Origin of the sequence: Pseudomonas sp. UBA7500, from assembly GCF_002478435.1 — a bacterium.
In the GTDB taxonomy this organism is placed as follows: Bacteria; Pseudomonadota; Gammaproteobacteria; order Pseudomonadales; family Pseudomonadaceae; genus Aquipseudomonas; species Aquipseudomonas palmensis.
On sequence record NZ_DLNW01000055.1, the window covers coordinates 62,511 to 84,671 of the forward strand.

Consider the following 22,161-nt stretch of genomic DNA (forward strand, 5'->3'; position numbering starts at 1 on the left):
CAACCTTTTCAAAGCGCCGACGCGGCGCATGGGCAACGTAAAAGAGGGGCTGCTCACTCGGGCCGAAAGCCGGCCTTGCCTTCCAGCATCACCGACTCGGCAAGCGCCTTCTGTGCCTGAATGTCCGCCAGGCTGCGGGCATAGCCTGCCTCCAGCGCCGCATAGGCATCCCCGCCGAGCACGGTGCGCAGCGGCGGCTTGTGCAGCTGGCTGAGGGTGTAGATGGCGTCGGCCATTTTCAGTGGGTCGCCCGAGGCGGTGTCTTCGCCATGCTGTTCGATCCACCCGCGCAGGTTGCCGACCGCACTGCCCTTGTAGGCGTCGAGCTGCTCGGTCCAGCGGATGTTGGCCACGAAGCCGGTCTTGATCGAACCTGGCTCGATGATCAGGGTGTTGATGCCGAACTCGGCCAGCTCCTGCGCGACCGCTTCGGCGAAGCCTTCCAGCCCGTACTTGGCCGCGTGGTACAGCGAGCCGCCCGGGTAGGCGGTACGGCCGCCGACGCTGCTGACATGGATGAAGGTACCGCGCTGCTGTGCGCGCATCGCCGCCATGAAGGCGCGGGTGACCTGTATCGGCGCCATCAGGTTGAGCGCGATCTGCTGCTCGACTTCGGCGTCGGTCATCTCTTCCATCGCACCGATCACCGCCCCGCCCGCGTTGTTGACCACCACCTCCACATCGGGATGGCGGGCAGCAACGGCGCGTACCTGTTCGCGGTCGGTCACGTCGAGCGCTTCCACATGAAGGCGCTTTGGATACGCCTGTTGCAACGCCTGCATCGCCTCGACCCGACGCACTGCGGCGACCACGGTATGCCCCTGGGCCAGCGCCTTTTCGGTAAGGGCCAGGCCCAGGCCACCCGAAGCACCGGTAATGAACCACTTTTGAACAGCCATGAAGATACTCCTGTTACAAATTGTGAGTGATTAATCACTCAGTTAAAAGGCAAGGCTTTTACTCCGTAATGGCGCGCCACAGCATATGGAAGCCCAGCTGGCGGTGGCTGTCGGCCTCCTCCGGGGACTTCTCGATGTGTTCGATGGTGGTGGTGGCGATACTCTCGATCACGGAAGAAATGAAGCTGATCGGGGCATCGATCAGCACGCCGTCCTCTACCCCGCCCTCCATCGTCCTGGACACGGCCTGGAACGGCTGCGCGCCCAGTGCGCGGGTGTCTGCGGTTACCTGCCCCGACGCCGACAGCCGTGCCAGCACCACGCGCTCCAGGGCATTGTTCAGGCCCCAGCTGACATAGCGATTGAAGATGTACTCCATGCGCTGGCGGTAGTCAGCCTGGGCGGGGAAGTCCGACATCATGGCCGTCACCAGGCTTTGCTTGAGGTGCAGGTAGAGCTCCTGGAACAGCACCTCCTTGCTGCTGAAGTAGGTGAACAAGGTGCCGTCGGCAACCCCGGCGCGCCGCGCAATGCTCGACGTGCTGGCCATCACGCCCAGCTCGGCGACCGCCTGCATTGCAGACAACAGCAAGGCTTCACGTTTTTCGGGGCTGAGGGGACGTGCCATGGAGGGAGGTTCGCTTAAGAAGACTGAGTAATCAGTCAACTATATTCCTGACCCTTGGCCAAATGCAAGGGGTGGATGGCGCGACGGTGCCGAACGGCAAGCCCCCGGCATCGCGCCGGGGGTTGATAGCCGTTATCCGGCGCTACTCGAACAGGTTCACGATGGCATCCGACAACGTACTCCGCTGCCGCGACCACGAGCTTGTGAAGTGATAGATATCGTTGGCCTGAACGTAGTGCTTCACGAACTGGAAGTGATAGTCGGCGGCAATCTGGAACAGGTACAGATCGCTTTGGATATTCACGTAGTTGGTGCCGAAGCGATGGATCTCGGTACTGATCTGGACCATGCCCTCCAGAACCGCATGGGTATCGGGCTCCAGGTCCACATTGATTTCCGAACTTGGCTTTTCGGTAAGAATGCCCTTCCAGGCAAGCTCCGAACTCTTTCTTCCCGAGGTGCCCTTGGTAAGGTCGCAGGGGGCCTCGATGGCCTGGCGGGCTTTGCTCATTTCGCCTTTGATGCGGTCATCCAACTGCAACTTCCTGCCTGTTTTTACCTGGCAAAACAAACTGGTCAACTCGAGCCAGGCGGATTCATATTCCTTGGGGTTATCGCGCTCGACCATCTGCTTGGGGTTGGACCAGCAAGGCTTGTACCTGAACTTGGCGAAACTGTAGTCGGGGAAGTGCCCGAGCCAGCCGTGGCCCAGATAACTGGTACCGCTGGGGGCCGCTTCGAAGTTGGGGTTCGCGAACGGCACGCCCTTGGTGTCGGATGACTTCAGGACTTTCCTGTTCCAGTTTTTCGACGAGCCGTCCATGTAATAGATGGCCTGTGGGCCGTAGCCCATCTTGGACCATTCCCAGGAGTCCGGGTCGTAGTCCGCATCCCAGTAGGTGTTCATCACGTTGTCGAGGCCGCAGTGGTCCTGGTGGGCCCAGGTGTCGGCGATCACATGCGCCCTGACCCCCAGCAGGATCAGCCTGAACCTGCGCAGCACGTCTGCACGATTGTCCTTCAGCACCTCTGCCCCGCCGATGGCCAGGCTGATGATCTTCTCCAGCCGGTCGTCATCGGTAGCGCAGAGCACGGCATCTTGAACAAGCCTGCGCGAGAGTGCGCTTTGCGGCCGGTTGAGCATCTTGCCGTATTGCAGATCCTTCACCTTGCTGGCGTTGTACTTTCTCAGTATCTGCTCGCCGCCAAAGGTGTCGCGCTTGATGAACTTGGGCAGGTAGTTGGCCACTTCAGCGCCATGGGTTTCTTCTCGGCTGGGCGTGCCGGCCGGGTCGTTGTAGTTGCCGGGGATGAAGTGGTACGAGCACCACAGGCCATCTTCAGGCTCCCCCATCGTGCCCAGCAGCCCGCCCTGGTAGGTGTAGCGCGGGTTGTCCATCTTGGCCACGACGTTGTACTTGGCAGATTTTTGGGTGTCGCTGACCAGGCTCCAGTAAGAGGCATAGGTGCTCTCGCTGAAGAAGTCGATGAAGTTGGCTGCCTTGGCAATAAGGGTTGCATCGTCCTTGTTGAAGCCGCCGCACAGTGCTGAGTGGTAAGTACCGTAGAAGTGAAAATCCTGATCCATGCCGCTTTCCCCTAAACAGTTTTTGTTTAACAAAAAAAGACCGCAAGGGTTTATAGGCAGGGATACGGGTAGTGTCAAATAGCCATCAGCAAGTGATAATTGTTATTTATATTAATTGCCATTGAATTGCAGGAAGAGACTTAAGTGTGCTTTTGGGAATTGATTAAAGTTTCGTTTAATAGGACTTTGATAAGCCGCGCCTAATCTGTGGCGCGGCATATCCAACGGTTTTCAACTCAACTTTTCTCAGCCGCCCTCACCCGACACTGGATCTTCAAGTTCAAGCAACTTGCCACACTGCTCACTGGCAAGCCGGCTGATGATCCGGATGGCCTGATGAATACCTGCTGTGTTGCGGAAGCTCAGTTGCGGGTTGTGTTCACACTCCAGTACTTCGTCATGTTGAACGAGCGCTTCACCGAGCAATTCGAGGGTCCAGGCGTAGCGCTGGAGGATAGACAGGCGCTCAAGGTCAATCATGAGGATTTCCGCCCTGTGACTTGTAGCTGGCCTGCGTGAAGATGGAGTAGAAATGGTGCGTGGAATACGCCGCCGGCGTACCGAGGCGGAGAGCGGATGCGAGGATCCTGCTCAGAATGCGGATAGGCATGCATGAGACTCCAAGTTTGATTTTGGAGCTACCACGATCCTTCCTACGGGATTGGGTGGCAGCTGTGCATGGGGTAGGAATACCGGGAAACTTGGAACCCGGCCAGGCCGAAGCCTGCCCACGCACAGCCGCCATAACACATCGCAGCGAGCGAAAAAAACGCCAGCCGTTGTGATGGGGGCGCCTAGTGCATGCGCCAAGTTTACCAGCAGGTTCCTACACCTGATCGCAGATTTTTCTGCGACTGGAGGAATTTATGCCTCGTGGGATCGATTCGCAAGCGCTGAGGCGGGCGGAAATTTCCTAGATTTTTGAAGGAAACAGGATCAAAAGGATGGCCCTACTACTCGGGAGAGCCGGCATTTTCATGTGATCTGGGCCCTCTTGCGCCATTGCCTGATATATTGATAGAACCGGCAATCGCGGCGCCTCACATAGGAGTTAGGGATGGATGTAGCTGAGTGGGTATCGATTTTCATGGCCGTAATTGCTGTTGCGACTACGATGGTCACATATGCTGTTTTCCGGTCGGCCACTGATCCGATTGTGATCGTCTACGCTCAGCCCGATTTGCAGAGACCATCAATCATTAACCTTTTTATTGAAAACATCGGACGAGGCGCGGCTCATACGATTACTTTTCGTACGAGTCGGCCACTGCCCCATCAAGCCTTCGGGGTTCAGCCACCGGAGGAAATGCCAGAGGCAATGATTTCCGGCGCCATCGTCGACGGGGTGCCATTTCTTGCGCCTGGGCAGCGAATTTCCATCACTTGGGGTCAATACGGAGGTTTAACGAAATACATTGCCGATGAAGCTATTCGTGTCGACGCTTTCTGCTACCGGGGCCGACGCAAAGGGTTATTTGCGAGAAAACTTCAAGCAGCGTCGAATTTGGACGTAAGGATGTTTGGGGATTCTGAGTCTGCAGAGCATGGTTTCGGGCCGGATCTGGTGAAGCAATTAAAAACTCTTAATAGCACAATGAGTTCAATTGACAGGCGTTTGCGAGAGCGCATGAGCATCTGAATGATCTCTCCCTCTGTCGACAGTCGCATCAAAACATCTTTAAGATACCATGTGAAACGTGCTTATCCATGCGTCTAATTTTCAAGTGCTACCGCATAAGTAGGTGTCTGAATTGATCGTAAAAAGTGATTTTTGGGGTAGCGCACATGAACACTTGAGGTTTGAATTATCCAACTAAAGGCAGTGTTAACCCAGTGCAAACATCAGATAACCATTCCTTAACGCCCTCTATTTTCGGTTAGTTTTTTCAAGATCAAGCGCGTCACGAGTGATCTGAGCAAGGCCTCGAATTAGAGGTACTATTCCTTAAACTGAAACGAGAGAGCGGCATTGATAGATAGATCGAGCGGATGACCGCAAAAACCAAATAACGCAATTAAAAACAACCTAGCATATTGTGTTTATTTGACTTTTTGAGCATCGGAAAGCTACTGCAAGTTCAGTATACCGCCCATTAATAATCACACTCAACGAACTGAAAATGCAGAAAAATACCAGAACAAATTAAATTGCGATAGTTCATACACCCGATACACAGAAAATTATAAAATTGCCAACACTGGGCCGAGGGAAATAATGAAATTTACTTGGGATGATATTTTATCAACAAATGAAGAACTGGACAGCATCAGTTTATTTGAACATATGTTTTCCGCCGCCAGCCTACAAACGGTATTTAATGAGCGCTTTATAAACAATTCTGCAAAAGGCATTGACCGGCTCAATGGCTTTCAATTTGCCAGTCGCTCAACTGCTGAATTGACAGTAGCTTCAAATAAGTGCCTAGATGGTTCCTTTCGCTTCGCACCATTTCTTGAAAAACTGAAATTAAAAGGCCGCGGAAAACCTCCAAGGATTATCGGAGTGCCAATTGTCAGGGACAGAGTTATACTTCATCAACTACAAAAATATCTCGCAGCTATTTTCCCAGAGCGTGTGCCGAAAAATATCGCGAGCACATATGTCCGACAAATCTCAGAAGACATGAAAACACTGGACCCATTATTGACCTGGGTCTGTAGCACAGATATAAAAACTTTCTACGACTCCATACAACCCGGAAGGCTCAACAAAGAAATCTCTAAAAAAGTAAAGTGCGAAAAAGCACTGAAGCTAATTTCGCACGCACTAAAAACCCCAACAATACCGAAAAATACAAAAAAAACACAGCGATCTAAATTCCAACACACTGAAGGTGTCCCTCAGGGGCTTGCCATATCCAACATTCTTGCATCCATATACATGCAAGTTATTGATGACGCTTTTAAAAATACTCCTAAAATAACATACTTCAGATATGTAGACGACGTACTAATATACGGCCCTGAAGAATTAATCAAAAAATCATACAAATCCCTTAAAGAACGCCTGAGCAGAAGAGGACTTTCGCTGCATAACCTTACATCAGGTAAGACACAAATAGCTCCCATCTCATCTACGTTCGGCTATCTTGGGTACACTTTTTCTTGGCCAGAAATAACAGTTAGAGACGCAACCATTGAACGCTTCTTGCAGTCTATCGCTGAAAAACTAACCGAATACAAACATAATAAGACAAAGCGATTGGAGCGACAAAAATATCTGACGAAGGACCGCTTGGTCGAAATTTTCTTCATGGAGCTTAACGAGAAAATCACCGGTGCAATTAGCGGAAATAAACGGTATGGCTGGGTTGCATACTTTAATCAGATAACGGATACATCTCTCCTATACAGAATGGACCAAGCTATTCTCGGAATGCTCAAACGCATGCAAGAGATAAATGCACAAGCACCTAACGCCATCAAGAAGTTAAGTAGGGCGTACTACGAAATGAAATTCAATCCCAAAGGTGGATACGTCAGAAACTATGATGACATCACCACATCTGCTCAAAAAGTCAGTTTTCTGGCAAGCAGAGGTCGAATAGATCCAGAAATCCCACTTACAGATAAACAGATTGATGAAATATATGACGATTATCTTAAAGCTGTCCTTGCAGCAATGCATTCAGATGAAGGTGAAATTTATTCCTAACCCATGTATATTAGCGTCCGTGAGTGGCGCCTACTGCGCAAGCAGTACCTCTTACCATTCATTGGCAAGAGCGGAAGTGCCCAAAACCTAGCGTAAGCAGGGCCAGACACCTAGTGTTAAACCTTCTCGAGGGCTATTAGATAGCTGCTCGGGAAGAGGATCTGACTGATCTCTCAGGCGCCACGCACACATCATTTGGAAAAAGTCAATGCTAGAATATCTGAAAAAATTGCAGACCACCGTCTGGAGAACGTCCGGAGCTAGATACAACGCTTCTCGTCGACTCAAGAGACGGGAATTATTCTCCACAATTAGTCTAGCTCTCTTCTCTGCAATAAGCATAATTATTGCTGTTGTGCAAAGAATATACTCAACCTCAATCTTGTGCGTTCCCGGCTTAGACAACTTGCTCACAGCAATATCTATATGCATGGGTCTATTTATATTAGTTTTTACCCTAATGGAGTGGGGCTCGGCAAATGGAGTGAAGGCATACATGCTTCACGTAAATGCGGAAGCTCTAAACGCCCTTCAAAGCAAAATTGGGCATATAGTTGAAAAAAACAACAACCCCGCAAGTACAACTATTAGCCAAGACGATGCAAACTCATTAAGGTTAGAGTACGAAAAAATAAAAGGTCAGTGCACTGAGAATCACACACCAACCGACGATAGATTTTTTTTAGCCACCAAGCGTCATTCGCCGGAATTTGAGTACCTAAAATTAACAAAAGCGGGAACTTGCTTTACTTGGCTAATTTGGAATGCTTCAAGTGTTTGGTACTACGCAGGGTTGTGGGCTATCACCCTTTATGTTATGTGGCACACTCTCTCCAAAATCATCCCCGCATAGATATCTACGTCAGTCAGAACATCGCACCCGGATCCAATTCACTAGCAAATTCTTCACTAGCTTTATTCCCCTAAAATCTTTTAGTGGACTGGATTTCTTTAAGTATCACTTGCAAAATTTCAGTTACCAATGCTAGACAAGTGAGCGGTATTTTTTGCCTCTAATTAGACCTGTAGGGCCGAAAAATATCTTGCGACCTGAGAATTGCGAGCTAAATCCCTATCAGCTACTACAGCCCCAAGCGGTATAAGATTATACTTCATTACGAAACTTATAAGCCTGGAATTTGTTCGTCTCCCAGCCCACATATTGCTTACCCGCATATAGCTTCGATTCAATAGTTGTCAACTTTTGAACACCTACCCCACTGTTCTTGAAGGCGTTCAGTGGACAGCGATACAGCTGGTTGATCGCTCGTCTCATATTCAGGAATTGCTTTGTCGATACTGTCATCAATGAGCTTGATTTCTTGTCCCTGGTCCACAACAATCAGGTCTTGACGAATGCGCCCGGGCCGTCTCGACCACCAGGTTTGGTGTATTTCAACCGCCGAGTTTCACCTCTGATGGCTTTACTAGCAGATAGATGCCTTTGCCATCGACTAACTTGTAGTCCTTGTCACGTAGCTTGCCCAAGTCGCATTTAGGCTCGGCCAGTGCCTCCACTGTATGCACCATAGGTATACGATCCCTTGTCGAACCGAGGTATATCTAGGTATATCCCAATATCGCGTAGATGTATAAAGGGCATATTAGACAACCAGAAACAAAAAAGCCCGCACTAAGCGGGCTTTATTGTGCGCTTCCTAGACAGTAATAGTCTTCTGGAAACTGTTCTCTGGTGCCGGAGACAGGAATCGAACCTGCGACCTTCGCGTTACGAGTGCGCTGCTCTACCGACTGAGCTACACCGGCGTGGCGACAACGCTACCATTGCCGCCACGCTTTCGCAAATCACTGTTTATCAACAGCTATTGCCCACCACTCGCCTGCACCGCGGTGCACCCGGCCGGGGCCAGGTCGGCCTCGATATCGGTGCTGCACGCCCAGCCCGTGGCCGAACGGGTCCAGGTCAGGTGCTTGCCCGCTACCGGCGCCGGCGCATCCACCAGCACGCATGCAAGGGTGCCCACACCGGTCGCCGCCACGCCCTGCGCACTCAAGGTGCAGTTGGCCGTGGTCGGCTGGCCGCCAAGGGCGGCGACATCGGCCACGTCCTTGCCCTGGTTGATCTGCACTTCGAAGGCGGTCTTCAATGCCGACACCTCGGCCAGCGCCGCCGTGGCCTTGGCCCGCGCCTGGTGGTTGGTGTACATGGGCATGGCAATGGTCGCCAGAATGCCGATGATCGCCACCACGATCATCAACTCGATCAATGTAATACCGCGCTGTCCCTTCATGGGCACTCCCCTCGCAAAAACTCACAAATCCCGCCACGGGCACCGCCGCAGACCAGCGCGCCAGTAGGCCCGAACAGACACCTTTTGTCACCCTGCGGGTGCTTAACCCAGCACCGCGCTCGACTACTCTAGTGGCCACCGGGCGGGATTGCCCGGGCCTATCACCCTGAAGCTGTTACAGGGTTTGTGACTGTCCACCGCTGCAGGGAGGTAGCGATGAACCACAAGACAAAAACCTATGCCTGGCAAGGCATCGACCGCTCCGGCACCCACGTGAGCGGGCACAGCAGCGGGCAGAACAGTGCGCTGGTGAAGGCGCTGCTGCGCGGTCGCGGCATACGCCCTACCCAGGTGAGCCCGGCACGCCGATTTACCCTGCAACTGCCCGCTTCGCTCGGCGCCCAGGACATCACCCGCTTCAGCCGCCAGCTGGCAACGTTGTTCAAGGCCGGCGTGCCGCTGCTGCAAGGGCTGGGCATGATCGCCGAAGGCATCAACAACCCACCGCTGCGCCGCCTGCTGGGCACCCTCAAAAACGATATCGCCGCCGGCTGCGGCCTGGCCGATGCGCTGCGTAGGCACCCGCGCCAGTTCGACAGCCTGTATTGCAACCTGGTGGCCGTGGGCGAGCAAACCGGCTGCCTGGACAGCCTGCTCGACCAGCTGGCAACGCTGCAGGAGAAACGCCAGGCGCTGCGGGCCCTGCTGAAGAAGGCCATGGTCTACCCCGCGCTGGTGCTGCTGGTGGGGTTGGGGGTGGCGGCGCTGCTGTTGCTCAAGGTGGTGCCGCAGTTTCAGGCCATGTTCGCAGGCTTCGGCGCTCCGTTGCCGGCCTTCACCCAGGGTGTCATCAACCTGGCCGACTGGCTGGGGCAGTATCTGCTGTGGGTGCTTGGGGTACTGCTGGCAACGGGATTTGCCCTGCGCCGCGCCTTCGAGCGACAGCAGGCGGTGCGTTTGTGGATGTTGCGCCAGGGGCTGCGCATGCCGGTTCTGGGGCCGGTGATGCAGCATGCGGCGCTGGCTCGTTTTGCACGCACCCTGGCCACGTCGTTCAGTGCCGGCGTACCGCTCACCGAAGCCCTGGGGCCGGTGGCCGCCGCGTGCGGCAATACGCTGTACGAGCAGGCCGTGCTGCGCCTGCGCCAGGCCATCGGCAACGGCCTGTCGATGAGCGCGGCGATGCGCAACGAGCCGCTGTTCCCGTGCCTGGCGGTACAGATGTGCGCCATTGGCGAGACATCCGGCACGCTCGACGATATGCTCGACCGGATCGCCAGCCACCACGAAACGGCCGTCGACGAATGGCTCGACAACCTGGCCAGCCTGCTGGAGCCGATGATCGTGCTGATTCTCGGGCTGGTGGTGGGTAGCCTGGTGGTCGCCATGTACCTGCCGATCTTCCAGCTGGGCGATGTGATCTGACTATGGACCTGTTCGAAACCCTGGCCCGCCAGCCGCTGGCCTACCAATGCGTCGCCTTGTTGCTTGGCCTGATTGTGGGCAGCTTCATCAATGTGCTGGTGCATCGCCTGCCGATGATGCTGGAGCGCCAATGGCGCTGCGAGGCCCGTGAAGTACTGGAGCTGCCCAGCCCGGCCGAGCCACGTTTCGACCTGATGCTGCCCCACTCCCACTGCCCGCACTGCCAGCACCGCATCCGCGCGTGGGAGAACATCCCGGTGCTGAGTTACCTGTGCCTGCGCGGGCGCTGTTCGGCCTGCAAGGCATCGATCAGCCCGCGCTACCCACTGGTGGAGCTGGCCTGCGCAGGGCTTGGCCTGTTCGCGGCCTGGCATTTCGGCTTCAGCGCCAGCGCGGCGGCGTTCATGCTGTTGAGCTGGGGCCTGCTGGCAATGAGCCTGATCGATATCGAGCATCAGTTGCTGCCCGATGTGCTGGTGCTGCCGCTGCTGTGGCTGGGGCTGATACTCAATGCCTTCGAGGTGTTCGTGCCGCTGGACCAGGCGCTGTGGGGCGCCGTGGCCGGCTACCTGAGCCTGTGGACGGTGTACTGGCTGTTCAAGCTGGTCACCGGCAAGGAGGGCATGGGCTATGGCGATTTCAAGCTGCTGGCCATGCTCGGCGCCTGGGGCGGCTGGCAGATCCTGCCGCTGACGCTGCTGCTGGCCTCGCTGGTGGGCGCGCTGCTGGGCCTGGTACTGCTGCGCCTGCGCAACCAGCAGGCTAGCACGCCGATTCCGTTTGGGCCCTATCTGGCCATTGCGGGCTGGATCGCGCTGCTCTGGGGTGGTCAAATGACCACTTCCTATCTGCAATTTGCCGGACTGCAATGACCACACCCGCCTTCACACCCTGGATTCTCGGCCTCACCGGTGGCATCGGCAGTGGCAAGAGCGCCGCGGCGCAACGCTTCATCGAGCTGGGCGTGCACCTGGTGGATGCCGACCAGGCCGCACGCTGGGTGGTCGAGCCCGGGCGCCCGGCGCTGGCCAGCCTGGTGGAGCATTTCGGCCCCGGCGTGCTGCAAAGCGACGGGCAACTGGACCGCGCCGCGCTGCGCCAGCTGATCTTCAGCGACCCGGCGCAACGCCGCTGGGTGGAAGCCCTGCTGCACCCGCTGATCGGCCAGGAGATCTTCAGCTACCTGGCCAAGGCCGAGTCGCCCTATGCGGTGTTCGTTTCACCGTTGATGATCGAGTCGGGCCAGTATCAGCGCACCCAGCGCCTGCTGGTGATCGACGCGCCGCAGGCCTTGCAGATCGAGCGTACACTGCAGCGCGACCAGACCAGCCCCGAACAGGTGCAGGCCATTCTCAAGGCGCAGACCAGCCGCGAAGAGCGCCTGCGCCATGCCCACGACGTGATCGTCAACGACCGCGACCTGGCCTGGCTGCATTCGGAGGTCGACCGCCTGCATCACTTTTACCTGACTTTGCGTGGAGGCCAAGCATGAGCCAACCCCTGACCGTAGACTGCCCGACCTGTGGCGCCCCTGTTGAATGGAGTGCCACAAATACCTATCGGCCATTCTGCTCCGACCGCTGCAAGCTGATCGACCTGGGTGCATGGGCCGCTGAAGAGCACAAGATTCCGGTGGCACCGGATGCCGAAGACGAGCTGTTCTCCGGCGACTTCAACCCGCGCGAACACTAACCGCGCGGTTCGTCGTCCTTCCACGGGGCCTGCAGGTAGCGGGTCCGGTTGAAGGTTTCCAGCCACTCGGGGCAGAACACCACCAGCGCACTGATTACCATGCCGTTGATGAAGGCCTCGGGGAAGATGATCAGCCACAGGTAGCCGATGAAGTCCGACAGCCATTCGGGCATCACGAAGATACCGTCCAGCCACAGCCAGCCAAGGCTGGCCAGCAGGCACAGCAAGGTCGCCAGCGCGGCGGCGAAAAACCCCGAACAGAAGATGTACACGAACAGGTTTTTCGGCTGTGCACGCTCCACCAGTATGGCCACCCCCTCCGTCACCAGCACCGGCAGGCCAATCAGCAGCAGGCCGTTGACGCCCATCGCCGCCAGGTCCTGACGCCCCAGCGCCACCAGACCCACCTGCGCCACCAGGCCACCGACGATTGCCAGCGGCCAGTCCAGCAGCAGGGTCACCGCGGTCATGCCGATGAAGTGGTACGACACGCCGGTGTCGAAGTCGCGGCGGACCAGCCACAACGCGAACAGCGCGAAGATGGTGCCGAACAGCAGGTGCTGACGCCGCCGGTCGGTGAACAGCTCGACCCACGGCGCGCGCCACACCGCCCACAGCAGCAGCGGCACGTAGCACAGCCAGCCCAGCAGCAGGCTTTGTTCCGATAACACTTGTGCGCCAATCACGGCTGTCTGCCCCTTGTGTGCATTGCGCCCGAGGATGGCTCATTCTACACACCGTTCCATGGCCTGTTGCCGCCATCCACCGGGCCTGGAATGCAGCGTTGTCATGATTTGGGCGCTAAGCTTGTGCCCATGGATGACTCAGACTACCTGCGCCTGCTAACCATTCAGGCCGAACAAGCCAATGCGTTCCTGTCCAATGCCCGCAAATGGGAGCGCGAGCGTTGGGTATGCCAGCGCCTGCTGCAAGGTCTGAACATCCCTTACCGCAGCGAGGACTTCACCGCCGCCGGTCAAGAGCCACCCGACGTGCTGTTTCGCGATGCCGCCTTCGAGGTGTTCTTCGTGCTCGACGAAGGGCGCCGGCTCAACGACGAATGGCGCGAAGAGTTGCAGCGCAGGCGCAGCGCGTTCTCCCTCGCGCAGCTGGTAAGGCGCGAGGCCCGGCCGCGACGCATCAGTGCGCAGGAGCTGCTGCAGCGCCTGGCGCCCACCCTGCGCAAGAAGTCGCACAACTACCGCGAACGCAACCTGGACCTGGGCGAACTGGACATCATTGCCTTCGCCAGCCTCAAGCGCGAAGTGCTCGACCTCAACAGCCACTTCCCGCCGCCCACAGAATACCTGCGCCAGGGCTGGCGCTCGCTGTCGCTGGTGGGCCCGACCTTCGCCCGGGTGCTGTTCGCCCACCCCGATGCGCCGGATTTTCTGCGCGCCAACCTGGGGCGCAGCATCGTCTTCGATGTGGGGATCAGCCTGTGATCGCCGCCCCCTGCCAAAGCGGGATGGCATAAATGCGGCGCGGGTGATACAAAGCGCAATCATTCGCTGTCACGAGCGCTTCGATCCCCCAGGTAAGCCTTTGGCGACGGACTACAGTGAACACTGTAGCGTTCCCACAGTCACATGCGTCTACCTGACGAGGCCTCCATGACCAGCCGCCTGAACCCCGAAGACCAGCGACGAGTCGATGAATACCTGCGTGCCCCCCAACACCAAGTCGAGCGCAAGCCTTTCAGGCCATGGCTGCTCCTTGCTCTGGTGGTGGGCGTGACGATCAGCCTTGGCCTGTTGAGCCGCCTCCTGAGCCACCTGGTGCTATGAGCTGCCTTGCGCTCGCCCAAACCGCCCGCCCTGCGCGGCCGGCCACTCAGGACCCAACCCAGAATTCCGCAAACCTTATGAGATATCCCCATGACTCACCGTATCGTGATTGTCGGCGGCGGCGCCGGCGGCCTGGAACTGGCGACCCGCCTGGGTAAGACCCTGGGCAAGCGCGGCACCGCCGCGATTACCCTGGTCGACGCCAACCTGACCCACATCTGGAAGCCGCTGCTGCACGAAGTGGCGGCCGGTTCGCTCAATTCCTCCGAAGACGAGCTCAACTACGTGGCCCAGGCCAAGTGGAACCACTTCCAGTTCCAGCTGGGGCGCATGAGCGGCCTGGAGCGTTCGAGCAAGCAGATCCAGCTGGCCGCCACCCTCGACGAGGACGGCCGCGAGCTGCTGCCGGCGCGCACCCTGGCGTATGACACGCTGGTGATCGCGGTGGGCAGCAACACCAACGACTTCGGCACCCTGGGTGCGGCGCAGCATTGCCTGTTCCTCGACACCCGCAAGCAGGCCGAGCGCTTCCACCAGCAGTTGCTCAACCACTACCTGCGCGCCCACGCCGGCGACCTTGCCAGCGAGAAGATCAGCGTGGCGATCGTGGGTGCCGGTGCCACCGGCGTGGAGCTGGCGGCCGAGCTGCACCATGCCGCCCACGAACTGGCCGCCTATGGCCTGGACCGCATCCAGCCCAAGGACATGCAGATCACCCTGATCGAGGCCGGCCCACGGGTGTTGCCGGCGCTGCCCGAGCGCATCAGCGTGCCGGTGCACAAAACCCTGGAAAAACTCGGCGTGACGGTGCTGACCAACGCGTCGGTGAGCGAGGTCACCGCAGACTCGCTCAAGACCGCCAACGGCGAGGTGATCCACGCCAGCCTCAAGGTGTGGGCGGCCGGTATCCGCGCACCGGCGTTTCTCAAAGACATCGACGGGCTGGAAACCAACCGCATCAACCAACTGGTGGTGCGCCCTACCCTGCAGACCACCCTGGACGATGACATCTTCGCGTTCGGCGACTGCGCCGCCTGCCCGCAGCCGGGCAGCGACCGCAATGTGCCGCCGCGCGCCCAGGCCGCCCACCAGCAGGCCTCGCTGCTGGCCAAAGGGCTCAAGGCGCGCCTGGAGGGCAAGGCTTTGCCCACCTACGCGTACCGCGACTACGGCTCGCTGGTTTCGCTGTCGCGCTTCTCGGCAGTGGGCAACCTGATGGGCAACCTCACCGGCAGTGTGATGCTCGAAGGCTGGCTGGCGCGGATGTTCTATGTGTCGCTGTACCGCATGCACCAGATGGCGCTGTATGGCACCTTCCGCACGCTGATGCTGATGCTCGGCAGCCGTATCGGCCGCGGTACCGAACCCCGCCTCAAGCTGCACTGACGGCTACCCCCGTCCGCCCCGGCGCCCTGCCGGGGCCGGATGGGCGCCAGGCCACTGGCGTGCGGTTGACCCGGAGCGAGCTGCATTTCGACGAGGCGCGGATGCGCGCACTACAGCCCCCTGCAGGAGGTACTGGGCATAGGCAGTACCGCCAGCTGGCTGCACACGCGCTAAACCCCGCGCAAACGAAAAAGGGCACCTTTTGCAAGGTGCCCTTTTTCTGAAGATGGTCGGGGTAAGGGGATTCGAACTCCTGACATCCTGCTCCCAAAGCAGGCGCGCTACCGGACTGCGCTATACCCCGGTAAAAAAAAGACACCGATTAAGGTGCCTTTTTTAATGGCTGGACGCTAATGGCGTACCAACCTTTTAAGATTCAAACCCAGCGAACCGGATTCAAAAATGGTGGGTCGTGTAGGATTCGAACCTACGACCAATTGGTTAAAAGCCAACTGCTCTACCAACTGAGCTAACGACCCAAATATGGTCGGGGTAAGGGGATTCGAACTCCTGACATCCTGCTCCCAAAGCAGGCGCGCTACCGGACTGCGCTATACCCCGGTTTGAAATTTGGCTCCGCGACCAGGACTCGAACCTGGGACCCAATGATTAACAGTCATTTGCTCTACCGACTGAGCTATCGCGGAACTATCAATTTCAAGTACAACTTGCTGCAATTTCGAAAACTGTATCGCTACCGCTTCGAACTCTTCGACCTTGTGCATCGCTGCGTTCATGTCTCTGAGGCGCGCTATTCTACAATCTTCAAAACCCTTGTCAACCCTTAATTTGCATTCAACACACTGATTTGCAACTTTTTTTCAGATTCCCACTTCTGCCGGAAACCTGCGGGGTGACATACAGCGGGGCGCACTTTACAAGCACTCGAAGCAAAATGCAAAGAAAAAAGGCCTCGAAAATCGAGGCCTTAGCGTAACCCGCCGAAAACTCAGGCAAAGACGATCTCTTCGCCCTCCAGCTTGGCGGTGATGCTGCTGCCCGGCATGAACTGACCCGACAGAATCAGTTGCGCCAGCGGGTTCTCGATCCAGCGCTGGATCGCCCGTTTCAGCGGCCGTGCGCCATACACCGGGTCGTAACCGACCGCGATCAGCTTGTCGAGGGCCTCGGGGCTCAGCTCCAGGCTCAGCTCGCGTTCGGCCAGACGGCTGCGCAGACGCGACAGCTGGATCTGGGTGATACCGGCGATCTGGTCGCGACCCAGAGGCTCGAACACCACCACTTCGTCGATACGGTTGACGAACTCGGGGCGGAAATGCGAACCCACCGCGTCCATCACCGCAGCGCGCTGCGCCTCGCGATCACCCACCAGTTCCTGGATCTGTGCCGACCCCAGGTTGGAGGTCATCACGATCACCGTGTTGCGAAAGTCCACGGTACGGCCATGACTGTCGGTCAGGCGACCGTCTTCAAGCACTTGCAGCAACACGTTGAACACGTCCGGGTGGGCCTTCTCGACCTCGTCCAGCAGCACTACCGCATAGGGTTTGCGCCGCACGGCTTCGGTCAGGTAGCCGCCCTCTTCGTAGCCCACGTAGCCTGGCGGTGCACCAATCAGCCGCGCCACGGAATGCTTCTCCATGAACTCGGACATGTCGATACGCACCATGGCCTCTTCGGTGTCGAATAGGAACTCGGCCAACGCCTTACACAGCTCGGTTTTACCCACACCGGTAGGGCCCAGGAACAGGAACGAACCACTTGGCCGGTTAGGGTCGGACAGCCCGGCCCGCGAACGACGCACCGCGTTGGCCACGGCCACCACGGCCTCTTCCTGGCCGATCACGCGCTGGTGCAGCAGGCTTTCCATCTTCAGCAGCTTTTCGCGCTCGCCTTCGAGCATCTTGGATACCGGGATACCGGTCCACTTCGACACCACCTCGGCGATCTCTTCCTCGGTCACCTTGTTGCGCAGCAGCTGGTTTTCGGCCTTGCCGTGCTGGTCGACCATCTGCAGGCTGCGCTCCAGGTCCGGGATCACCCCGTACTGCAGCTCGGCCATGCGGCTCAGGTCGCCCTTGCGGCGGGCGGTTTCCAGCTCCTGACGGGACTGCTCGATCTTTTGCTGGATCTGCGCAGAGCCCTGCACTTCGGCTTTTTCCGAGGTCCAGATCTCTTCCAGGTCGGAGTACTCACGCTCCAGCCGCACGATCTCCTCGGTCAGCTTCTCGAGGCGCTTGAGGGCCGCCTCGTCGTCTTCCTTCTTCAGCGCCTGGGATTCCACCTTCAGTTGAATCAGGCGACGCTCCAGACGGTCGAGCACCTCGGGCTTGGAGTCGATCTCCATGCGAATGCGGCTGGCCGCCTCGTCGATCAGGTCAATGGCCTTGTCGGGCAACTGACGATCGGTAATGTAGCGATGGCTGAGCTTGGCCGCGGCAATGATCGCGCCGTCGGTGATCGCCACCTTGTGGTGCACCTCGTAACGCTCCTTGAGGCCACGCAGGATGGCGATGGTGTCTTCCTCGCTCGGCTCTTCTACCAATACCTTCTGGAAACGACGCTCCAGCGCCGCATCCTTCTCGATGTACTGGCGGTACTCGTTCAGCGTGGTGGCACCGACGCAGTGCAGCTCGCCGCGCGCCAGCGCAGGCTTGAGCATGTTGCCGGCATCCATCGAGCCTTCGCCTTTACCTGCACCGACCATGGTGTGCAGCTCGTCGATGAACAGGATGATCTGGCCTTCCTGCTTGGACAGCTCGTTGAGCAGGCCTTTAAGGCGCTCTTCGAACTCGCCGCGGAACTTGGCGCCGGCAATCAGCGCGCCCATGTCCAGCGACAGCAGGCGCTTGCCCTTCAGACCATCGGGCACTTCGCCATTGATGATGCGCTGGGCCAGGCCTTCGGCGATGGCAGTCTTACCCACGCCAGGCTCACCGATGAGCACCGGGTTGTTCTTGGTACGGCGTTGCAGCACCTGGATGGTGCGACGGATCTCGTCGTCACGGCCGATCACCGGGTCGAGCTTGCCGTCTTCGGCACGCTTGGTCAGGTCGACGGTGTACTTGTCCAGGGCCTGACGCGATTCCTCGGCGTTGGGGTCGTTCACCGCTTCGCCGCCGCGCAGGTTGCTGATGGCGTTTTCAAGCGCCTTCTTGCTCACGCCCTGGCCGAGCAGCAACTTGCCGAGCTTGCTGTTCTCGTCCATGGCCGCCAGCAGCACGAGCTCGCTGGAGATGAACTGGTCGCCCTTCTGCTGGGCCAGGCGGTCGGCCTGGTTGAGCAGGCGTGCCAGGTCCTGCGACATGTTGACGTCGCCGGTAGGGTTCTGGATTTTTGGCAACTGGTCGAGTTCTTTGCTCAGTTCCTTGCGCAGGCTGTTGACGTCGAAGCCCACCTGCATCAACAGGGGCTTGATCGAACCACCCTGCTGGTCGATCAGCGCCTGCAACAGGTGCGCAGGCTCGATCGCGGGGTGATCCATGCCAACCGCCAGGGACTGGGAGTCGGATAACGCCAGTTGCAGCTTGCTGGTCAAACGGTCTATTCGCATAACTTACCTTCCTTTAATGGGCAGGCCGGAGCGATGGACACACCTGATGAAGAAAAACCTGCCTGAGATACCCCTATAGATAAGGGTGATTGTGGAAGATTCAAGCGTAGCGGGCTTGATCCAGGTCAGCGAGGCGCCAGCCAGATCAGCGAAGCGAAGCGCCCGGTTACGGGGCTGCGACGGTAGGAATAGAAGCGTGGGTCGCTCACGGTGCACAGGCCGCCGCCATACACGGCAGTGATGCCACGGGCCGTCAGGCGAATGCGCGCCAGTGCATAGATGTCGGCCATGAACTTGCCGGGCTGCGCACCCGCCACGAAGGCGCTGGCACTTTCCGGATGAACGGTCATGAAGGCTTCGCGCACTTCGCCGCCCACCTCGAACGCCTGGGGCCCGATGGCCGGGCCCAACCATACCAGCACCTCGCTGGCCGGTACGCCCAGCGCATCGAGCGTGGCCTCCAGCACACCGCCCACCAGCCCGCGCCAGCCGGCATGGGCAGCGCCCACGCGGGTGCCGGCACGGTCGCAGAACAGTACCGGCAGGCAGTCGGCGGTCATGGACGTGCAGGCGATGCCGGGGGTGCTGGTGCAGCTGGCGTCGGCTTCGGCAACCCGCGCCGGGTCGGCCTCGACCACATCGATGCCGTGCACCTGCTTGAGCCAGGCGGGCTGGATGCCGAACTGCGCGGTCAGGCGCCGACGGTTTTCGGCCACTGCGGCCTGGGCGTCACCGACGTGGTCGCCCAGGTTCAACGAATCGTAGGGCGCCAGGCTCACGCCGCCGCCCCGGGTGGTGACGCACGCCTTGACCCAGGCTGGCGCAGGCCAGTCGGGGGTCAGCAGGTGGTGCGTCAGCGGGCTCATCCGACGAAGGCCTCGCGGTCCTGCTTGAGCAGCGACAGCAGCCACACGAAGTCGTCCGGCAGGGACGACTCCCAGCCCATGCGCTCACCGGTCACCGGGTGATCCAGCTCCAGGAAGCGTGCGTGCAGGGCCTGGCGCGGGAAGGTCTTGAGCGCGTCGACCATGGTCACGCTGGCCGCCGGCGGGATGCGGAAGCGCCCGCCGTACACCGGGTCGCCGACCAACGGGAAGTTGACGTGGGCCATGTGCACGCGGATCTGGTGGGTACGCCCGGTTTCCAGCTTGACCCGCACATGGGTGTGCGAGCGGAAGCGTTCGAGCACGCGGTAGTGGCTGACGGCCTGCTTGCCGCCCTCCATCACCGCCATGCGCTGGCGCTGCTGGCCGTGACGACCGATCGGGGCGTTGATCTTGCCGCCTGCGGTAACCACGCCGATCACGATGCATTCATAGATGCGGCTGACGCTGCGACTTTGCAACTGGGCTACCAGCTGGGTCTGCGCCTGAATGGTCTTGGCCACCACCATCAGACCGGTGGTGTCCTTGTCGAGGCGGTGCACGATGCCGGCGCGCGGCACGTTGATGATGTCCGGCACGTGGTGCAGCAGGGCATTGAGCAGGGTGCCGTCGGCATGACCGGCAGCCGGGTGCACCACAAGCCCGGCCGGCTTGTTGATGACCAGGATGTGCTCGTCTTCGTAGACGATGTCCAGTTCGATGTCCTGCGCCACCCACTCGCCCTGGGCTTCCTGCTCGGCGTCAAGCGCCAGCAGGGCGCCGCCATGGACGATGTCGCGCGGACGCACGACGTTGCCATCGACGGTCAGTAGGCCTTCTTTGATCCAGGCGGAAAGGCGCGAGCGCGAGTGCTCGGCAAACAGTTGGGCGGCGACTTGGTCGAGGCGTTGCCCGCCCAATTCGGACGGTACCTCTGCGCGAAGTTCAATTTTCTCGGACATGCTCGAATCAGGCGGAGGCACAGCCTTTGGTTTCAGCTGCACGCTTGTGGTTAAATACGGCGTCTTTTGCCCCGAGGGTTCCAACGGGGTGCTCATCATAACAGGACGGCCTCGCCCAAGACAGCAGCCGTCATAGGGACGCAAGCCGCCATGCAAGTGAAACACCTGCTGCTGATCGCCATCCTCGGACTCACCGCTGCTTGTTCTTCGAAGGAAGTCGTCGACGAAAACCTCAGCGAAACCGAGCTGTACCAGCAGGCGCAGGCCGACCTGGACAACCACAGCTATACCAGCGCCACCTCCAAGCTCAAGGCCTTGGAGTCGCGGTACCCGTTCGGCCGCTATGCCGACCAGGCGCAGCTGGAGCTGATCTACGCGAACTACAAGAACGCCGAGCCCGAGGCTGCCAAGTCGGCTGCCGAGCGCTTTATCCGCCTGCATCCGCAGCATCCGAACGTCGACTACGCCTATTACCTCAAGGGCCTGACCTCGTTCGACCAGGACCGCGGCCTGTTGGCGCGCTTCCTGCCGCTGGACATGACCAAGCGTGACCCGGGCGCAGCGCGTGACTCGTACAACGAGTTCGCCCAGCTCACCAGCCGCTTCCCCAACAGCCGCTACGCGCCGGACGCCAAGCAGCGCATGATCTACCTGCGCAACCTGCTGGCCTCCTACGAGATCCACGTGGCCGACTACTACCTGACCCGTCAGGCGTATGTTGCCGCCGCCAACCGTGGCCGCTACGTGGTGGAAAACTTCCAGGAAACCCCATCGGTCGGTGACGGCCTGGCGGTGATGACCGAAGCCTACATGCGTCTGCACCTGGACGAACTGGCAGCCACCAGCCTGGAAACCCTGAAACTCAACTACCCCGATCACCCGAGCCTGAAAGACGGCCAGTTCGTGCCTCAGCAGGACGAGGCGGACAACCGCTCGTGGCTGTCCAAGGCCACCCTGGGCCTGATCTCCAGCGCGCCGCCGCTGCCGCCAGGCCAGACCCGCGCCAACCAGGACGTGCAGAAGCAGTACCAGGACGCCAAAGACGCGATCCCGCAGGAACTGCTGCCCAAGGACGAAAATGGCGACGTGATCGAAGAAGAAAACCACGAAGCCGAAGGCAACAACGAAGACCGTTCGTGGTTCAGCTACATGACCTTTGGCGTATTCGACTGACACGCCATACGGTGAATGAAAAAGGGAGGCCTGATGGCCTCCCTTTTTTGTTGCCAGGCCCTAAACTGGGGGCTCTTCATTCGACAAAGCTGGACACCATGGTTCGCCTAATTCTCTGGATTGCCCTGATTGCTGCTGCGTTCTGGTTGTGGCGCAAGTTCAAGGCCGGCACTGCTGCCGATACTCGCCCTACCCTCGATGACCCGCTGAAGATGGTGCGCTGTGCCCATTGCGGCGTGCACCTGCCCACCGACCGTGCCTTGCACCGGGGCCAGCTGTGGTATTGCAGCCCGGCGCATCTGGAGCAGGGGCCCAACGATACCCGCCAGGGCTGAGG

Annotated in this window: 21 protein-coding genes and 5 tRNA genes; 12 read left to right on the top strand and 14 right to left on the bottom strand. The window is 58.8% G+C overall.

The annotated features are described in order from the left end of the window. Window positions 1-53 precede the first annotated feature (53 nt). From B4I46_RS24550 to B4I46_RS24565, 4 genes are all read right to left on the bottom strand, one after another. Window positions 54-899: an SDR family NAD(P)-dependent oxidoreductase gene (locus tag B4I46_RS24550; RefSeq protein WP_078479487.1), complete on the bottom strand. Its 846-nt coding sequence runs from the start codon at window positions 897-899 to the stop codon at window positions 54-56. 58 nt (window positions 900-957) lie between these two features. Next, complete coding sequence (locus B4I46_RS24555; RefSeq protein WP_286902248.1) at window positions 958-1,527, bottom strand: TetR/AcrR family transcriptional regulator; 570 nt, start codon at window positions 1,525-1,527, stop codon at window positions 958-960. Between the two features lie 142 nt (window positions 1,528-1,669). Continuing rightward, window positions 1,670-3,115, bottom strand: coding sequence for a DUF6765 family protein (locus B4I46_RS24560; RefSeq protein ID WP_286902249.1), 1,446 nt, complete (start codon window positions 3,113-3,115; stop codon window positions 1,670-1,672). A gap of 246 nt (window positions 3,116-3,361) precedes the next feature. Beyond that, entirely contained in the window at window positions 3,362-3,595 is a 234-nt protein-coding gene (locus tag B4I46_RS24565) for a hypothetical protein (RefSeq protein WP_286902250.1), read from the bottom strand. 577 nt (window positions 3,596-4,172) lie between these two features. Between B4I46_RS24565 and B4I46_RS24570 the strand changes: the two genes are divergently transcribed. The 3 genes from B4I46_RS24570 (at window position 4,173) to B4I46_RS24580 (ending at window position 7,623) form a co-directional block, all read left to right on the top strand. Continuing rightward, window positions 4,173-4,754, top strand: a complete 582-nt coding sequence (locus B4I46_RS24570) for a hypothetical protein (RefSeq protein WP_286902251.1) — start codon at window positions 4,173-4,175, stop codon at window positions 4,752-4,754. A gap of 576 nt (window positions 4,755-5,330) precedes the next feature. Further along, complete coding sequence (locus tag B4I46_RS24575; protein ID WP_286902252.1) at window positions 5,331-6,770, top strand: reverse transcriptase domain-containing protein; 1,440 nt, start codon at window positions 5,331-5,333, stop codon at window positions 6,768-6,770. Between the two features lie 208 nt (window positions 6,771-6,978). Further along, window positions 6,979-7,623, top strand: coding sequence for an SLATT domain-containing protein (locus B4I46_RS24580; protein ID WP_286902253.1), 645 nt, complete (start codon window positions 6,979-6,981; stop codon window positions 7,621-7,623). 838 nt (window positions 7,624-8,461) lie between these two features. On the opposite strand, the gene B4I46_RS24585 is transcribed toward B4I46_RS24580, so the two are convergent. Beyond that, a tRNA-Thr gene (locus B4I46_RS24585) sits at window positions 8,462-8,537 on the bottom strand. A 56-nt stretch (window positions 8,538-8,593) separates the two neighbouring features. Continuing rightward, window positions 8,594-9,022 (bottom strand): pilin, encoded by a 429-nt coding sequence (locus tag B4I46_RS24590; protein ID WP_286902254.1) that lies wholly within the window; start codon window positions 9,020-9,022, stop codon window positions 8,594-8,596. A gap of 216 nt (window positions 9,023-9,238) precedes the next feature. On the opposite strand from B4I46_RS24590, the gene B4I46_RS24595 reads away from it, so the two are divergent. The 4 genes from B4I46_RS24595 to yacG are packed head-to-tail and all read left to right on the top strand — an operon-like array spanning window position 9,239 to window position 12,139. Beyond that, entirely contained in the window at window positions 9,239-10,447 is a 1,209-nt protein-coding gene (locus tag B4I46_RS24595) for a type II secretion system F family protein (protein WP_286902255.1), read from the top strand. 2 nt (window positions 10,448-10,449) lie between these two features. After that, window positions 10,450-11,319, top strand: coding sequence for a prepilin peptidase (locus tag B4I46_RS24600; protein WP_286902256.1), 870 nt, complete (start codon window positions 10,450-10,452; stop codon window positions 11,317-11,319). Further along, window positions 11,316-11,939: a dephospho-CoA kinase gene (gene coaE, locus B4I46_RS24605; protein WP_078479476.1), complete on the top strand. Its 624-nt coding sequence runs from the start codon at window positions 11,316-11,318 to the stop codon at window positions 11,937-11,939. Before B4I46_RS24600 ends, coaE begins: the two co-directional genes overlap by 4 nt. After that, window positions 11,936-12,139, top strand: a complete 204-nt coding sequence (yacG, locus tag B4I46_RS24610; RefSeq protein WP_043860325.1) for a DNA gyrase inhibitor YacG — start codon at window positions 11,936-11,938, stop codon at window positions 12,137-12,139. Before coaE ends, yacG begins: the two co-directional genes overlap by 4 nt. Here the strand turns inward: yacG and B4I46_RS24615 are convergent. Then, window positions 12,136-12,825 (bottom strand): energy-coupling factor ABC transporter permease, encoded by a 690-nt coding sequence (locus B4I46_RS24615; RefSeq protein WP_043860324.1) that lies wholly within the window; start codon window positions 12,823-12,825, stop codon window positions 12,136-12,138. The genes yacG and B4I46_RS24615 overlap by 4 nt on opposite strands. 129 nt (window positions 12,826-12,954) lie before the next feature. Here B4I46_RS24615 and B4I46_RS24620 point away from each other — a divergent pair, with 129 nt between their 5' ends. From B4I46_RS24620 to B4I46_RS24630, 3 genes are all read left to right on the top strand, one after another. Continuing rightward, the gene (locus tag B4I46_RS24620; protein WP_043860323.1) at window positions 12,955-13,584 is read left to right on the top strand and encodes a DUF1780 domain-containing protein; all 630 of its coding nucleotides are present in this window, start codon (window positions 12,955-12,957) and stop codon (window positions 13,582-13,584) included. Between the two features lie 168 nt (window positions 13,585-13,752). After that, entirely contained in the window at window positions 13,753-13,926 is a 174-nt protein-coding gene (locus B4I46_RS24625) for a DUF3094 family protein (RefSeq protein WP_043860322.1), read from the top strand. Window positions 13,927-14,016: 90 nt separating this feature from the next. Next, entirely contained in the window at window positions 14,017-15,312 is a 1,296-nt protein-coding gene (locus B4I46_RS24630) for an NAD(P)/FAD-dependent oxidoreductase (RefSeq protein WP_043860321.1), read from the top strand. Between the two features lie 227 nt (window positions 15,313-15,539). On the opposite strand, the gene B4I46_RS24635 is transcribed toward B4I46_RS24630, so the two are convergent. The 7 genes from B4I46_RS24635 to rluD form a co-directional block, all read right to left on the bottom strand. Beyond that, window positions 15,540-15,616, bottom strand: a tRNA-Pro gene (locus tag B4I46_RS24635). 99 nt (window positions 15,617-15,715) lie between these two features. Then, window positions 15,716-15,791, bottom strand: a tRNA-Lys gene (locus tag B4I46_RS24640). A 5-nt stretch (window positions 15,792-15,796) separates the two neighbouring features. Continuing rightward, window positions 15,797-15,873 (bottom strand) — tRNA-Pro (locus B4I46_RS24645). 10 nt (window positions 15,874-15,883) lie between these two features. After that, window positions 15,884-15,959, bottom strand: a tRNA-Asn gene (locus tag B4I46_RS24650). Between the two features lie 302 nt (window positions 15,960-16,261). Then, window positions 16,262-18,826, bottom strand: coding sequence for an ATP-dependent chaperone ClpB (gene clpB, locus B4I46_RS24655; protein WP_286902258.1), 2,565 nt, complete (start codon window positions 18,824-18,826; stop codon window positions 16,262-16,264). A gap of 125 nt (window positions 18,827-18,951) precedes the next feature. After that, window positions 18,952-19,692: a peptidoglycan editing factor PgeF gene (gene pgeF, locus B4I46_RS24660; protein WP_286902259.1), complete on the bottom strand. Its 741-nt coding sequence runs from the start codon at window positions 19,690-19,692 to the stop codon at window positions 18,952-18,954. Further along, entirely contained in the window at window positions 19,689-20,651 is a 963-nt protein-coding gene (rluD, locus tag B4I46_RS24665; RefSeq protein WP_043860318.1) for a 23S rRNA pseudouridine(1911/1915/1917) synthase RluD, read from the bottom strand. The genes pgeF and rluD overlap by 4 nt, the downstream gene beginning before the upstream one ends. 150 nt (window positions 20,652-20,801) lie before the next feature. Here rluD and B4I46_RS24670 point away from each other — a divergent pair, with 150 nt between their 5' ends. Both B4I46_RS24670 and B4I46_RS24675 read left to right on the top strand, forming a co-directional pair. Beyond that, entirely contained in the window at window positions 20,802-21,824 is a 1,023-nt protein-coding gene (locus B4I46_RS24670; RefSeq protein WP_043860317.1) for an outer membrane protein assembly factor BamD, read from the top strand. 98 nt (window positions 21,825-21,922) lie between these two features. After that, window positions 21,923-22,159, top strand: a complete 237-nt coding sequence (locus tag B4I46_RS24675; RefSeq protein WP_043860316.1) for a PP0621 family protein — start codon at window positions 21,923-21,925, stop codon at window positions 22,157-22,159. Window positions 22,160-22,161 lie beyond the last annotated feature (2 nt).